This window comes from Dactylosporangium roseum (genome assembly GCF_025264685.1).
Lineage (GTDB): Bacteria > Actinomycetota > Actinomycetes > Mycobacteriales > Micromonosporaceae > Dactylosporangium > Dactylosporangium roseum.
In genome coordinates, this window is the sequence record NZ_CP073721.1 from 2,528,629 (window position 1) to 2,542,825 (window position 14,197).

The window sequence follows — 14,197 nt, forward strand, 5'->3', positions numbered from 1 at the left end:
GTACTCCTCGACGGGATCGCGAAACGGAACTGACGGCGAGGCCGTGTCGTCGGCCCCCATGGTGACAGTCGCGCATCGACGGGAGGGGTGACCAACCGGAAATTTTCACCATGAGATCACCTGCCGCCGAGGTGACCTACCCCGTTCGCCCGGAGAACTCACTCCCGGCCTCATCCACCGGCCGGTGGACAGTCGGTCGGTGGACACCGGCCGCCCGTGGGCCGGTCGTCCCGCGGGCCGTGCCGGCGCGTGCCGGCTCACCCGCCGATGCGCCGCGCTCACCCGGCCGCCTCACCCCGTCCAGGAGTGAATGGTGGTTCTTGCGCCGCCCGCCGGGTGACGTCCGTGCGCTCACGTCGAATCGGCCACGGGAAATGCCACATTGGGCAGCGAGCGCGCCGTGCCACCCCAGGCGTGGGGCGCCGTTCGGAGCCTGCATCGTGTGGAGATGGCCATCGGTGAATGACGTGCGGTCGAACGTTCTCGACAGGGCCCGCCGGGGACGGCACGGCGCCCGGCGGCGCTCGGACTGGCTGAGCCGGACCGTCGCTGGTGCGGCGTGCGTCGGCGTGGTCGGCCTCGCCTTCCTGGCGCACGCCGCGGACACGCCGGCCTCGTACGACCGCTCGGCGAGCAACCGCCGGTCGGCGCCGGCCTCCCCTTCGCCGTCAGGGCAAGGGGAGGCCGGCGGCGACGGGCAGCTAGCAGCGGGCAACCGCCGGGCCGGCTTCCCGGAGCTGCACGGGCTGAAGTGCGGCCAGGCCGTCGAACGCCTGCGGCTGCTGGGCTTCACCCTGGTGGTCCTGGTGTCGGTGGACGCGAAGCTGGTCGACGTCGCCCCGCCGAACGGCTGGTCCGTCACCGCCGACGCGGCCGCGCCGTACAAGGCGGGCGACAGCGTGGCCCTCGACGCCGTGATCAGCGTGCAGTGCCAGTGGGACGGTGCGGGCACGCAGTCGCGTCCCGGGCAGCCCCGTCCGGTGCAGACGTCCTGAGGCCGGCGTCCGGCGCCTGGGCCGCCGCGGCGACGACGGCCTCCAGCCGGTCGGCGTGCGCGCCGCGCCAGTAGACGCGCCCGCACGTCCGGCAGCGGGCGAACGTCGAGTAGGAGCGGCGGGTGCCCGGCTCGAGCAGGTGCTCCACCTCTGGCTTCGCGACCGGTTCGACGCCGCCGTTGCAGGCGGGACACCGCGACCACGGCGTCAGCGGGGGGTCGAAGCGGCTCAGGACGTCCCGTAGCTGTTCGTCGGCGCGCGCACCGTGCACGTACGCACCGGCGGTCAACGCCCGCCGCCGCAGCAGGCCGCGGTCCTGGGTGAGCACGACGCGCCGCTCCGCCGCCGACTGCGCGACCAGTTCCGCGTCCTCGGCGTCGTTGCGGTAGGCCACGTCGAGGCCGAGCAGGCGCATCCGGCGGGCCAGCGCGCCGAGGTGCACGTCGAGCACGAACCGCGGCTCGGCGATCCGCTGGGGCCGGCCGACCGGGCGGACGTCGACCACGTCGTCCTTGCCGGGGCGGGCTTCCGGCCCGACCGGCCGCCCGTTGACGAGCAGCTCGCCGATCTCGGTGCGGGGCACGCCCAGTGACTCGACGAGGTGCCGCACGGTGGACACGCCGTCGACGGGCACCCGCACGTCACCGTGGCGGTGCCGGACGGGCAGCAGGAAGCGCAAGGGCTCGGCCACCCGGACCCGCACGGTCGACCGCCGCATCCGTCCATAGTAGGTGCCACCCGACTTCGACCCGCTGCCGACGCGGTCCGCTCCGGTGGCCGGCGGAGCTACTGTCGAGCGGTGGCCCTGGCCGTCTGCCTGCTCTTCGACAGCCGGGCCGAGCGCGCCCTGACGAGCCTCTGGGACCGGCTCGAGGAACAGGGCATCGCGACACTTCGCTCGCACACCCACGGGGCGCACCACCCGCATCTGTCGTATGTCGTCCTGCTGCGGTGGGACCTCGCCGCCGTCCGTGACACCGTGGTGGCGCTGCCGGACCGGGGTGCCTGCGAGGTCACGTTCGACGCGCTCGGCGCCTTCCGCCGGGGCCGGGTCTGCCTCGTCCCCGCCGTGCCGGCCGACCTCGTCGCCCGGCAGCAGGGCGTCGTCGAGGCGGTCCGCGCCACCGGTGCGCTGGTGCACGCCCACTACGAGATCGGTGCCTGGCTCCCGCACTGCTCGGTCGCCACGCGCGCCCGGTCCGAGCAACTGCCGGTCGTCGCCACCACCGTCTTCGGCATGCTGCCCCTCACCGCCCGGATCACCCGCGCCGCGCTCATCGACAGCGGGACCGGGGAGCTGTGGCCGCTGCCGAACGTGCCGTGATCCGCAGGTGGCAGGCTGGAGACGATGATGGGCGAACGACCGGAGTCGGGGCACCGGGCGGTGCCGCACACCGCGGACGTGCGGTTCGAGGCGTGGGCGCCGTCGCGGGAGCGCTGCGTCGCCGAGGCGGTCGCGGCGATGGTGGACAGCTTCGCCGAGGTGCCGGCCGGGGTGGCGACCACGGCGGTGCGGTTCCGGACCGGGCCCGGCGCCGATCCCGACCTGCTGGTCGCGGTGCTCGACGAGGTCATTTTCCTGATCGACACCATCGGCCGGCTCCCGGTCTCGGCGCGGGTGGTGCCCGGCGACGGCGGTCTCGACGTGGAGCTGGCGACGGCCGACACCGGCCTGGCGGAGCCGGTGGGTGCCGTGCCGAAGGCGGTCTCGCTGCACGACCTGCGGTTCGGTCGGGAGGGCGCCGGCTGGACGTGCTCGGTGACCCTGGACGTGTGACCAGCCGCTATCCCTTGACCACGCCGATCGGCACCAGCCGCGCGACCCGCGCGCACAGCCCGGCACCCTGCGCCGCGTCCACGACGGCGTCGATGTCCTTGTACGCCTCCGGGGTCTCCTCGGCCAGGCCGCGCCACGACGCACCGCGCACCGCGATGCCGCCGGCCTCCAGGCGCCGGCGGAGCTCCTGGCCGCGCACCACCTTGGCCGCCTGGTGGCGGCTGAGCGCACGGCCGGCGCCGTGGCACGTCGACGCGAACGCCGGCCCGCCCGCCCGGCCGGTGAGCACGTAGGACGCGGTGCCCATGGTGCCCGGGATGAGCACCGGCTGCCCGGTGTCGTGCAGGTCCGCCGGCAGGTCCGGATGGCCCGGCGGCAGCGCCCGGGTGGCGCCCTTACGGTGCACGCACAGCCGCCGCGCCGCACCGGCGACCTCGTGCGTCTCGAGCTTGGCGAGGTTGTGCGAGATGTCGTACACCAGCGCCAGCTCCCGCCCGGTGATCCGGTCGAACACGTGCCCGGCCGCCTCGGCGAGGAGCTGCCGGTTGGCGCGAGCGTAGTTGGCCGCCGCCGCCATCGCCCCGAGGTACGCCCGGCCCTCCGGCGACGTGACCGGCGTGCACGCGAGCTGCCGGTCGGGCACCGTGATGCCGAACCTGCCGGCGGCGCGCTCCATGACCCGCACGTAGTCGGTGCAGATCTGGTGACCGAGCCCGCGCGACCCGCAGTGGATCATCACGCACACCTGGCCGGCCCGCAGCCCGAACGCGCCCGCCACCCGCTCGTCGTACACCCGGTCGACGGCCTGGACCTCCAGGAAGTGGTTGCCCGACCCGAGGCTGCCCACCTGGCCCAGCCCGCGCCGCACCGCCCGCTCGCCGACCTGCCCGGGGTCGGCGCCCGCCATCGCGCCGGTGTCCTCGCAGCGTTCGAGATCCCGTGGTACCCCGTGATGCCGCTGTACAGCGTACCGGGCGCCCTCTGCCAGGACCTCCCGAAGCTGCCGGGCGTCGTGCAGCGTCCACACCGCGCGGTGGCTCATGCCGCGGGGGATCGCCGCGTCGAGCCCGTCCATCAGCCCCCGCACCGCCGGCTCGGTGAGCTCCCGCCGGTCGAGGTCGGCGGCGAGCAGCCGGACCCCGCAGGAGATGTCGAACCCGACCCCGCCGGGGGAGACCACCCCGCCGGCGTCGACGTCGGTGGCGGCGACCCCGCCGATCGGGAACCCGTACCCCCAGTGCATGTCCGGCATGGCGTACGACGCCTCGACCACCCCGGGCAGCGTCGCGACGTTGGCCACCTGCTCGAGGGACTTGTCGGCGGCAGGGTCGGGCAGGAGGGCCCGCGACGCGAACACCACGCCCGGCACCCGCATCCCGCCGCACGGATCGATGCGGAACCGGTAGTCGGACTCCTGCACCAGCCTCACGCTCACCCCGCCTACCCGCCGCCGGCGGCCGATAATCCCGCACTCGCGAACCGGCCGGGCCGTTCACGATCAGGGTGCGGGAGCACTTGGCCCGGGAGCCGAGTTTCCCGACACCCTGGCCAAACGCGAGCCGGAAGCTGTCCGTCAGATACCGGATGGAGGGGATCACCCGGACCCGCAGGAGGTTGAGGAACGTGTCCATGCTTGGGCCGCGGCGTGCGCGTGGCGATGACACACTGTATGCCCGCGCGATGCCGGAGAAGGTCGAGCTTTGCGAGACCTACGCCGTGGAACAGGAGATCTCCCGCAACCCGACCACCGAGCAGGTCGGGGACGGTAGCGGCCGGATCGAGATCACCGTTCCGTACGACGGGAGCCGGTTCTTCACGCGGCAGGCGGTGGCCGACGTGGAGCGGGTGCTCGGCCGGCGCGGCGGCGCGGGAGAGCATCGCGCGACGGTCGGACATCTGCTGCTCGCCGACCACACGAACACGAACGGGCTGCGCGGCGCCATGCGCCACCACAGCCAGGCCGGCACCATCCCGGTGAGCGTGCCGGTGGCGAAGCACGACGGCAGTCTCGACCTGAGCGGCGACCGGCAGGCGTGCGTCATCGGCTACGACTACGGTCCGGACCACGCGCCGGTGTACCCGGTGCAGCTCGAGGTGTGGCTCGACGACCCGGACAGTCTGACCGACGCGTTCGCGGGCGTGCGGACGCTGATGACCCGCGGCCGCGAGAATCCGTCGTGGCTCATCGAGCGGCTCCGGCAGGAGGCGAGCTTCACCAGCAAGCTGCTGTTCACGTTCAAGGTCAAGGTGTCCCTGCCGGTCAAGAGCGGTTTTCAGCGGAAGATCGAACCCGTCGTCAAGCACATGTCGGTCGAGTGGCCGACCCTGACGTCGATGCAGAGCACGGAGCTGTACGTCGGGGAGATCCCACCGGGTCCCGAGCCGCGGGTGCGGCAGGCGGCGGTCCGCTACAACCCCGTGAAGAGCCGGCTGGAATGGACCGACGTCCCCACGTTCGAGGTGGTCGAGGACGGCGCTCCGAAGCGTGGTGAGGCCGGGACGCGGATCTTCCACAGCGTGGTGTGCGTGCTCGCGGTCGGCCACCCCGGCGAGCTGTTCGAGCAGGAACGGCTCGAGGTCAGCGCGCGCGTGGAGATCCCGAACTACCTGCTCTCCGGCCTGGAGGCACGCTCCTACGACGCGACCGGACGGCCGCAGGTCAGGCAGCCGGAGCACGTCACGAAGCTGAACCTCCGCACGATGGTCTACCCGGCCGACATCTTCGCCGGGCGGACGTTCTCGCCGTACCAGCAGTTCGTCTTCGACGACATCATCCCCGACGAGATGCGTATCACCGACATCGTCACGGTGCTGCGCAACTCGAAGTTCACGGTGGAGAACCCGCGGCCGCAGACGCCACAGGATCCCCTGGCACCGATGTGGCTGGTCCTGGCACACCGCAGCCAGGGCCCCGACGATCTGGACCTGCTGGTCGCGGTCGAGGGCAAGCGGGCCATCCTGGACCGCGAGCACATCACGTCCTCCAGCGTGAAGCTCAAGGGCAGTGCCGAGAGCGGCCAGCTCAAGGTGTCGGTGCTCGGCACGCTGCCGCGCGACCACCGCGAGCTCACCCGCGAGATGAACGCGTTCCAGCAGAAGCTGCGCGAACGCTTCCGTTTCCACCAGATGTCGAGGGAAGTCGGTGCCTCATGACCGGGGTCCTGGTGAACCGAGCGCCGCGCGTGCGCTGCTACGAATGCGGCTCCGAGACCGTCTTCTCGGTCTGCCACCACTGCCAGCGGCCGATGTGCCGGCAGCACAGCCCCCTCGTCTTCCGGCAAGGCGGCGCCCGGGGCCCGGCCCTGGGTGACGCGATCGAGGAGGCGAGGCCGATCAGCAAGGAGCTCGCCGGGTTGCGGCTGGGTGGCCTGCGCGAGGCCGTCCATCACTGCAAGGACCACGACCACCTGGTCCGCGGCTTCCCGCTGCCCTGGGTCGCGGCCGGCGCCGGCAGCTTCGCGCTCGGCTTCCTGCTGCTGTTCGCCTCCGTGGCCACCGGCCTGGTGCTGATGCTGATCGGCGCGGCTCTGACCGGCGGCGCGCTGCTCGTGCACCGGATGCAGGCCGAGCGCACCGTCCGGCCGCCGTTGCCGCTCGTTCCGCAGGTGAACGCGGTCGACATGCTCGAACGGCTCACCGGCTACGTCCGGCTTGAGCACGGGGAGTACACGAGCACCGTGGACTCCCTCGACGGCGAGATGAAGGTCAACCTGTCAGCCAACGACGGCCACCTGGTGCTGCGCGCCTACCGCAAGAAGTTCGCCGTGCCGGAGTCCGATCCGGTGCCGTTCTCCGCCGGATACCTGATGGTGCGCGGCGACGTCGGCCTCGCGTTCCGTGCCGGACCGGTGCCGCTTCTCCCCGGCGGCACCGGCATCGTGCTCGGCGGCGACTCCGCGGACGCGCACGAGCTGTTCCCCGACGACCCCGAGCTGCCACAGCGCGAGTCCAACCTCGTCATCGGCTACGAGGTGCAGGACGACCGCAGCCCTCGGGAGATTCCCCTGTGGATCGTCCCGTCGCTGGTGCCGTCCTCGGACCGCCGGAGCCTCGAGATCGACCTGCACTGGAACGATCTCGGTGCCGACGGCCAGCGGCTCGGGCTCGCCATGTTCGACCTCGTGGCGCTGGAGGTGCCGGCGAGCTGGGGCAGTGTGGAGAGCTTCGCTCCCGGCCGGGTCGAGATCGGCCGGTCCGCGGGCCGGCGGATCATCCGATGGAAGCAGCTCAAGCCGGACGTGAAGGGGGCGCGGAGCCTCACGTTGAAGCTGCGCTTCGAGCGGCCCATCACCGAGGTCTCCGAGTCGGCCGGGCCCGCCGCCGGCGACTTCACCGGGCCTGACGACGGCACCCGGACCAGGCTCACGCTCGCCGGGACCCTGGAGGCCACGTTCAACGGCCTGCTGTCCGGAGTGAAGGGCGTCGGCTTCTTCCTGCCGGGTGGCGGAACGGGCCATCCGCCGCCGACGACGACGCGCACGAAGGTGGCCGTCGGCTTCGACGTCAGTCTCCGCTCGATTCGCTACCAGGACGAGCGGGTGGTGCCGGACGAGCACGACGAGGACGACCTCAGGCACGGCCGCCACCGGGTCGACGAGTTTCGCGGGATCGTGCCGGACCATCGCATCGTCGCGGAGCTGACCAACGCGATCAGCGCGGACGGCTACTACGTCAAGAGCGTCGTGGAGCATCAGCCGTACCGCGACGACGGCCGGCCGGGTGTGGTCAACCGCGTGTGGGACATCGCGGGCCGGCTCTACGTCGGACTGTTCCCGGTGGACTTCGACATCAGCCTGCGTGGCGACGAGATCGCCATGGCCGGCGGGTTTTCCGGCATGACGGTCGCGCAGGTCACCGTCAAGGGTGCGTACGCGAGGGGGACCCTGGTCGACAGGCGGAGCCCCTTCGAGGACACCGGCAGCCCGGCCGACCTCTCGTCGGCGACGATCGAGGCGGACCGGCAGGGTGACGAGCTGCTGCGGAGGATCGAGGACACGTGGACCGGCCTGCACGACCGGGTGACGCAGGTGTTGTCCGCGCGCGCCGACCGGACCGGCGGCGGGCGGTCGCTTCCCGGGCCGGCGGGACACGTCGTGCACGGCCAGGTGCTCGAACCGGACGCGGCACGGCTGCCGGACGACGTCGTGACGGTGGCGGCGGTCACGGTGCCGGCACCGCGCGAGACGCCCGACGAGAGCGTTCCCGCGCCTCCGTCCAACGGATTCGCGGGCCGGTTGGCGGATCTGCGGCGGCAGCGGGAGGCCGCCGACGACGCGGTGATCACGGGCCGGATCTCGGACGAGACCTACGGCCGGATCGTCGCTCGGATCGATGCGGAAATCAACGAGCTGGGGGCAGCGTCATGAACGTCAACTGCGGGATCAACGGCGAGTCCCGGCACGTGAGTCAGATCTTCCTGTGCCACCACTGCGGGATGCCGGTGTGCGCAGAGCACGGCTGGGTGGTCGTGTCCGACGACGCGTTCGCCGGCACCGCGGCGGCACCGTCGGCGCTGCCGGTTCCACCGGTTCGACCGGTTCCACCGGTTCCGCCTGGCCCGCCCGCCAATCCCGCTCCGGCGCCGCCGCCGGAGCCGGCGCTGCGGATCGCCGCGACCGTACCGAGGCCGGCGATGCATTGTCGTGACTGCGTGGACCGGTTCCACAAAGGGGCGCCGAAGCGCCACGGCTGGGCCGACCCGCGTCCGCAGGTCGTCGGCCGGCCCGGTCCGGTGGGCAGACCATGATCGAAGTGTCCGTCGCACCCGGCGACGTCGTGGTCGGCCAGGCGTCGTCGTTGGCGATCCGGTTCCGCAACCCGGGCCCCGGCCCGTGCTTTAACGTCGTGTTCAAGCCTCGGCTGCCGCCCGGCCTCGTGCTCGTGCGAGGCTCCGGCCAGGTGGACATCCCGGCCCTCCCCGCCGGGCACACGCACACGCACACGATCTCCGTCGAGGCGCGCCGGCCCGGCCCGTTCGAGCTGACCAGCATCAACTTCTCCTACCGCGACGAGAACGACCTGCCGGTCCGGGTCACCGACTTCCGCGCCGGCCTGGTGGCGAAGCCGGCGCCGCCACCGGTGCTGATCAGGCAGCCCACCGGCCGCCTGCGGGTCGAGTGCGAAGACGGCGAGCTGGACCTCGGCGCCTGGGACCTGCTGCGGATCAGGGTCTCCAACGGCACCGGCGTCCCGCTCGACGACGTCACCGTGGCGGTGGAGGGTCCGTTCGCGACCGACGGCAAACGCTCCAGGATCACGACCCTCGACGACGGCACGACCGCGAGGTACTCGTTCCACGTGAACGCCGCCGAAGGGGGCCAGCACGTGCCGGTCACGGTCCGCACCACCTACCGCTATCGCGACCTCGGCGGCGAGATCCGCACCCGCACCCAGCAGGACGACGTCAACATCGCCGTTCGCGCCGTCGAACCTCGTCGCGACCCGACGTCCGGCGAACAGATCGTCCTGTACCTGGCCGCGAGCCCGCGCGACATGTCACCGCTGCGGTCGGACCTGGAGATGCGCAAGGTCAAGGAGAAACTGCAACTCAGCCGGCAGCGCGAGCAGTACCGCATCGAGCTGTGCCCCGCGTCCCGCTTCGACGACATCAGCCAGGCCCTGATCGACTACGAACCGCACGTGGTCCACTTCTCCGGCCACGGTGACGCCGGGGGCAACCTGTGCGTCGAGGACGAATACGGCTATCGGGACTCGATCACCCCCGAGGGCCTGGCCGAACTGTTCGGCCAGCACCGCGCCACGATCCGCTGTGTGGTCGTGAACGCGTGCCACTCGATCCACCTGGCCAAGATCCTGTCCACCCGGATCGACCACGTCGTCGGCATGCGCTACCAGATCGGCGACGAGGCCGCGATCCAGTTCAGCGTCGGGTTCTACCAGGCGCTGTTCGCCGGCTGGTCCGTGCCGGACGCCTTCGCGCGGGGCCGCGCGCACATCCGCTCCCGACCGGCGCTCGAACAGCAGCACCTGACCCCCCTGCTGTTCCCGCCCGGCCCGTAGCGCCACGAGGGCCGACCCGCGCCGGCATCCGCCGTCGGCACGGGCGCGCGGCCGTCGCGAGCGGCGGGGGTGACGCCCGGCCGGGTCGCGGAGCGGTTGAACGCCCGCTGACCGCCGGTGGTCGCCGCCGCCCGGCCGGCGGGAGCGCCGGGCGGCGTGACGATCGGACGCCGGCGGTGCGGATCAGAGGACCCGGCACGACGGTGATGAAGATTTTCTACGCCACATGGCAACGAAGTGCAAGGGATTGACGGCAAGGATTCATGGAGCCACGCTGTGCGTAACCATGTACAGTCAGGAGGTTCGATGCGTTTACGTCGCAACTCCCTCACCACCATCGCCCTTCTCACCACCACCACCACCACCGTCGTCGCGTCGCTGGGCGCCGCGGCCCTCACCGCCGGCACCGCGTCGGCGGCCGGGCCGGACGGCCGCCAGGCCGACTACGCCGCGGCGTCCGCCGCCTCCGGCGTGCCGCTGAGCATCCTGCTCGGCGTCTCCTACCTGGAGTCACGGTGGGACACCAACCGGGGCGCGCCCAGCACCGGCGCGGGCTTCGGGCCGATGCACCTGACCGACGCGGCCGCCCTCGCGGCGACGGCGCAGCACCACGACGACCCCTCCGAGGACCCGCGCGGCGACGGCGCGCGCGGCACGAAGGCCGGCCGGCGGGCCGGCACGACCACCGCGGGCGGGCCGGCGCTGCAGACGCTCGACCGGGCCGCGGCGCTCACCGGCGCGGCCAAGGAGACCCTGCGCACCGACCCTGCGGCCAACATCCGCGGCGGTGCCGCGCTGCTCGCCGCCTACCAGCGCGAGGCCGGCGGCCCGGCCGGCGCCGGCAGCGATCCCGCCGGCTGGTACGGCGCGGTGGCGCGCTACAGCGGCGCCGAGACCACCGACGCCGCGGCCGCGTTCGCCGACGAGGTCTACGCGACCCTGCGCGACGGTGCCGCCCGCACCACCGACGACGGCCACCCGGTGACACTCGCCGCGCAGCCCGGCATCCACCCGGTCAGGACCTGGCTGGACCGCCTCGGCCTGCGCAAGCCGCCGGCCCGCCCGGACGGCCTGGAGTGCCCGGCCGACATCTCGTGCGAGTGGATTCCCGCGCCCTACGAGCAGTACGGCCCCGACGCCGGCGACTACGGCAACCACGACCTGAGCGACCGGCCGGGCCGGCAGCGGATCGAGTACATCGTCATCCACGACACCGAGACCAGCTACGCCGGCACGATCGGCCTCGTGCAGGATCCGACGTACGTGAGCTGGCACTACACGCTGCGTTCGGTCGACGGGCACGTCGCGCAGCACGTGAAGACCAAGGACGTCGCGTGGCAGGCCGGCAACTGGTACGTCAACGCGAAGTCGGTCGGCCTCGAGCACGAGGGCTACGCGGCGCAGCAGGGCGCCTGGTACACCGAGGCGATGTACCGGTCGTCGGCGAAGCTGGTCCGCTACCTGGCGCAGCGGCTGTCGATCCCGCTGGACCGCAACCACATCATCGGGCACGACAACGTCCCCGGCACCGTCCCCTCGACGGTGCGGGGCATGCACTGGGACCCCGGTCCGTACTGGGACTGGAGCCACTACTTCGACCTGCTGCACGCGCCGTTCACCCAGTTCGGCACCGACCGGACCGGCCTGGTGACGATCGACCCCGACTACGCGACCAACCAGCCGCGGTTCACCGGCTGCACCGGCGCGGCGACGAACCCGTGCCCGCCGCACGGCTCGTCGTCGGTGATCCTGCGCACCGCGCCGGACGCCGGCGCTCCGCTGCTGAGCGACGTGGGCCTGAACCCGGCCGGCGGGCCGGCCACGATGGAGATCGCCGACCACGGGGCCCGCGCCGCGGCCGGGCAGACCTACGCGGTCGCCGACCGGCAGGGCGACTGGACGGCGATCTGGTACCTCGGCCAGAAGGGGTGGTTCCACAACCCGCGCTCCAAGCCGGCCGCGAAGTGGTCGACCGGGTTCGTCGTGGTCCCCAAGCCCGGCAAGGCGACCGTCCCGGTCTACGGGCGGGCCTACCCCGAGCGGGCCGCGTATCCGCCCGGCGTGCCCTACCAGGCGATCACGCCGCTGCAGTACACCTTCGCCGCCGGCCAGCGGTACGCCATGGGCACCATCGTCCCGGGCGAGTACTACCGGGCGGTGACGTTCGACGGCTCCGCGCCGGGTGACTGGACGGTGGTCCGTGGCCAGACGAAGTACGCGCAGGTCCAGTTCGGCCACCGGATCATGTACGTGAACCTCGACGACGTGCAGATCCTGCCGTCGTTCGTGCCCGGGCCCTGATCCGGCGCGGACCGCGGTCCGGGGGTGTCCGGCGACACCCCCGGACCGCGGTTACCCGTCCGTGCCGGTGTCGGGGCCGTGACAGCGCGGCCTTGACGCGGTTGCCGATCATGGGATGACCGGATGGCTCCGTGCCCGCGACGCCGTCCCACCCCTGACGGAAAGGATCATCACGTGATGCGTGCTGCGCGTACGGCCGTTGCGGTCACGATTTTCGGCATCGTCGGCGCGGGTCTTGCGGCCTGTAGCTCACAGGCCGACCAACTGGAGAGCCAGCTCCGCAAGGCGGGCTACACGGACGTCGACGCCGAGGCCGACTACGACTCGAAGTACAACTCGAAAAAGAAGAAGAACGAGAAGAAGCTCGACGACTACGAGGCGACGGCGAAGGCCGGAAGCTGCACCGTCGAGGTGGAGCAGGATCCCGGCAGCAAGGACTGGGTCGTCGAGACCGCCAACGGCAAGGACGTCAACTTCCGGAACATGACGGCCGCGGCGCTCGTCGCGGAGCTGGGCAAGCAGGGTGTGCGGTGCTGAGCGGACCGTCCGCCACCGCCGGGCGGTCTGTTCGTAAGAAACCTTCGACGGTGCGCCAATGGTTGAAAGGTATCGACATCGACGCGATGCCGGTATAGAGTGCCGTCCATCCGTCGGCCGTCCGCCCGGGCCGGCCGCCGGCGCGCACGCGACGGCGGACCGCCGGGGCGTCGCGACCTTCACCCGGAGGGCACATGAGACGATCATCAGCCACCGTCGCGCTCGCCGTCGCCGCCGTCCTGGTGTCGACCGCGCCGGCGTCCCCCGCGGCGGCGAAGCCGAAGCCGGTCAACCACGACGAGCAGATCACGTTCCACCGGTGGCAGACGTTCCCGCAGTGGCGCGGCGGCACGTCGGAGGGCACCCTGGCGGTGCCCGGCCACAAGCCGTTCCTGACCATCGGCCGGGCCGCGGGCACCACCGAGTTCACCGACCCGCACACCGGCACCACCCGCACGTGGGAGTACGCCACCTGGACCTCACCGCCGCAGCGGGTCGGTTTCGGCGCGAGCGAGCTGGTCGCGTCGTGGAACGCCGACACCCCGTCCGGCACGTGGTTGCGGGTCGAACTGGAGGGCACCTACACCGACGGCCGGTCGACCCCGCGTTACGTCATGGGTCGCTGGGCCAAGGGCGACCAGGACATCAAGCGCGCCACCGTAGACGGCCAGGGTGACGGGGTTTCCTCGATCTGGACCGACACGTTCGCCATCGACGACACGAGCAAGGGCGTGCTGCTGCAGGCCTACCGGCTGCGGGTCACGCTGTTCCGCACGCCGGGCTCGGCCGCGGCGCCGCAGGTGTTCCAGGTCGGCGCCATGTCCTCGAACGTCCCGGACCGCTTCACCGTCCAGCCGAGCGCCGGCCACATCGCCTGGGGCCGGGAACTGGCCGTGCCGAGGTACTCGCAGAACATCCACCAGGGGGAGTACCCGGAGTACGACGGCGGCGGCGAGGCGTGGTGCTCGCCGACGTCGACGCAGATGGTCGTCGAGTACTGGGGCCACCACCCGACGCCCGAGGACCTCGCCTGGGTCGACCCGTCCTACGCCGACCCGCAGGTCGACCACGCGGCCCGCGGCACGTACGACTGGACGTACCGAGGCGCCGGCAACTGGCCGTTCAACACCGCGTACGCCGCGACCTACGGCCTGACCGGCATCGTGACCCGGCTGCACTCGCTCGACGAGGTCGAGCGGTTCATCGCCGCCGGCATCCCGGTCGTCACGTCCCAGTCGTTCCTCGCCACGGAGCTGACCGGGGCGAACTACGGGACGTCGGGCCACCTGTTCGTCATCGTCGGGTTCACCGCCGACGGCGACGTGATCGTCAACGACCCGGCCTCGTCGTCCAACGACGCCGTGCGCAACGTCTACAAGCGCACGGAGTTCGAGCAGGTGTGGCTGCGCACGAAACGGTACCGCGCGAACGGTACCGTCGGCTCCGGCAGCGGCGGGATCGCCTACGTGATCGCGCCGAGCTGGAAGCGGTTGCCGAAGGTGCCCGGCTCGGACAACTGGTGACACCGACACTTCGGGTGTCACCACGCTTTCCCACCCGGCTTGTC

11 protein-coding genes are annotated in these 14,197 nt (G+C 72.2%); 9 read left to right on the forward strand and 2 right to left on the reverse strand.

Translation table 11 applies throughout. The features are described from left to right. Positions 1-467: 467 nt before the first annotated feature. The gene (locus Drose_RS12480; protein ID WP_260728339.1) at positions 468-995 is read left to right on the forward strand and encodes a hypothetical protein; all 528 of its coding nucleotides are present in this window, start codon (positions 468-470) and stop codon (positions 993-995) included. Here the strand turns inward: Drose_RS12480 and Drose_RS12485 are convergent. Then, positions 919-1,713 (reverse strand): Mut7-C ubiquitin/RNAse domain-containing protein, encoded by a 795-nt coding sequence (locus Drose_RS12485; RefSeq protein ID WP_260728340.1) that lies wholly within the window; start codon positions 1,711-1,713, stop codon positions 919-921. The genes Drose_RS12480 and Drose_RS12485 overlap by 77 nt on opposite strands. Before the next feature lie 81 nt (positions 1,714-1,794). Between Drose_RS12485 and Drose_RS12490 the strand changes: the two genes are divergently transcribed. Beyond that, positions 1,795-2,319: a 2'-5' RNA ligase family protein gene (locus Drose_RS12490; RefSeq protein ID WP_260728341.1), complete on the forward strand. Its 525-nt coding sequence runs from the start codon at positions 1,795-1,797 to the stop codon at positions 2,317-2,319. Positions 2,320-2,346: 27 nt separating this feature from the next. Further along, positions 2,347-2,772, forward strand: a complete 426-nt coding sequence (locus Drose_RS12495; protein WP_313900045.1) for an archease — start codon at positions 2,347-2,349, stop codon at positions 2,770-2,772. Positions 2,773-2,779: 7 nt separating this feature from the next. On the opposite strand, the gene Drose_RS12500 is transcribed toward Drose_RS12495, so the two are convergent. Beyond that, positions 2,780-4,201, reverse strand: a complete 1,422-nt coding sequence (locus tag Drose_RS12500; RefSeq protein WP_260729702.1) for an RtcB family protein — start codon at positions 4,199-4,201, stop codon at positions 2,780-2,782. A 251-nt stretch (positions 4,202-4,452) separates the two neighbouring features. Here Drose_RS12500 and Drose_RS12505 point away from each other — a divergent pair, with 251 nt between their 5' ends. From Drose_RS12505 to Drose_RS12530, 6 genes are all read left to right on the forward strand, one after another. Then, positions 4,453-5,925 (forward strand): hypothetical protein, encoded by a 1,473-nt coding sequence (locus Drose_RS12505; protein ID WP_260728343.1) that lies wholly within the window; start codon positions 4,453-4,455, stop codon positions 5,923-5,925. Next, positions 5,922-8,138, forward strand: coding sequence for a hypothetical protein (locus tag Drose_RS12510; RefSeq protein WP_260728344.1), 2,217 nt, complete (start codon positions 5,922-5,924; stop codon positions 8,136-8,138). The genes Drose_RS12505 and Drose_RS12510 overlap by 4 nt, the downstream gene beginning before the upstream one ends. A gap of 385 nt (positions 8,139-8,523) precedes the next feature. Then, the gene (locus Drose_RS12515) at positions 8,524-9,792 is read left to right on the forward strand and encodes a CHAT domain-containing protein (RefSeq protein ID WP_260728345.1); all 1,269 of its coding nucleotides are present in this window, start codon (positions 8,524-8,526) and stop codon (positions 9,790-9,792) included. Between the two features lie 306 nt (positions 9,793-10,098). Beyond that, a complete protein-coding gene (locus Drose_RS12520; protein ID WP_260728346.1) occupies positions 10,099-12,093 on the forward strand; it encodes an N-acetylmuramoyl-L-alanine amidase in 1,995 nt (664 codons plus the stop codon). A gap of 177 nt (positions 12,094-12,270) precedes the next feature. Then, complete coding sequence (locus Drose_RS12525; protein ID WP_260728347.1) at positions 12,271-12,630, forward strand: hypothetical protein; 360 nt, start codon at positions 12,271-12,273, stop codon at positions 12,628-12,630. A 194-nt stretch (positions 12,631-12,824) separates the two neighbouring features. Next, complete coding sequence (locus tag Drose_RS12530; RefSeq protein WP_260728348.1) at positions 12,825-14,153, forward strand: C39 family peptidase; 1,329 nt, start codon at positions 12,825-12,827, stop codon at positions 14,151-14,153. Positions 14,154-14,197: the final 44 nt, after the last annotated feature.

What these genes read in the sequence shown, in the direction of transcription:
- Drose_RS12510 (WP_260728344.1), top strand. Translation starts at nt 5,922, where the DNA reads ATGACCGGGGTCCTGGTGAACCGAGCGCCGCGCGTGCGCTGCTACGAA.
- Drose_RS12495 (WP_313900045.1), top strand. Translation starts at nt 2,347, where the DNA reads ATGGGCGAACGACCGGAGTCGGGGCACCGGGCGGTGCCGCACACCGCG.
- Drose_RS12525 (WP_260728347.1), top strand. Translation starts at nt 12,271, where the DNA reads ATGCGTGCTGCGCGTACGGCCGTTGCGGTCACGATTTTCGGCATCGTC.
- Drose_RS12520 (WP_260728346.1), top strand. Translation starts at nt 10,099, where the DNA reads ATGCGTTTACGTCGCAACTCCCTCACCACCATCGCCCTTCTCACCACC.
- Drose_RS12505 (WP_260728343.1), top strand. Translation starts at nt 4,453, where the DNA reads ATGCCGGAGAAGGTCGAGCTTTGCGAGACCTACGCCGTGGAACAGGAG.
- Drose_RS12530 (WP_260728348.1), top strand. Translation starts at nt 12,825, where the DNA reads ATGAGACGATCATCAGCCACCGTCGCGCTCGCCGTCGCCGCCGTCCTG.
- Drose_RS12485 (WP_260728340.1), bottom strand. Translation starts at nt 1,713, where the DNA reads ATGCGGCGGTCGACCGTGCGGGTCCGGGTGGCCGAGCCCTTGCGCTTC.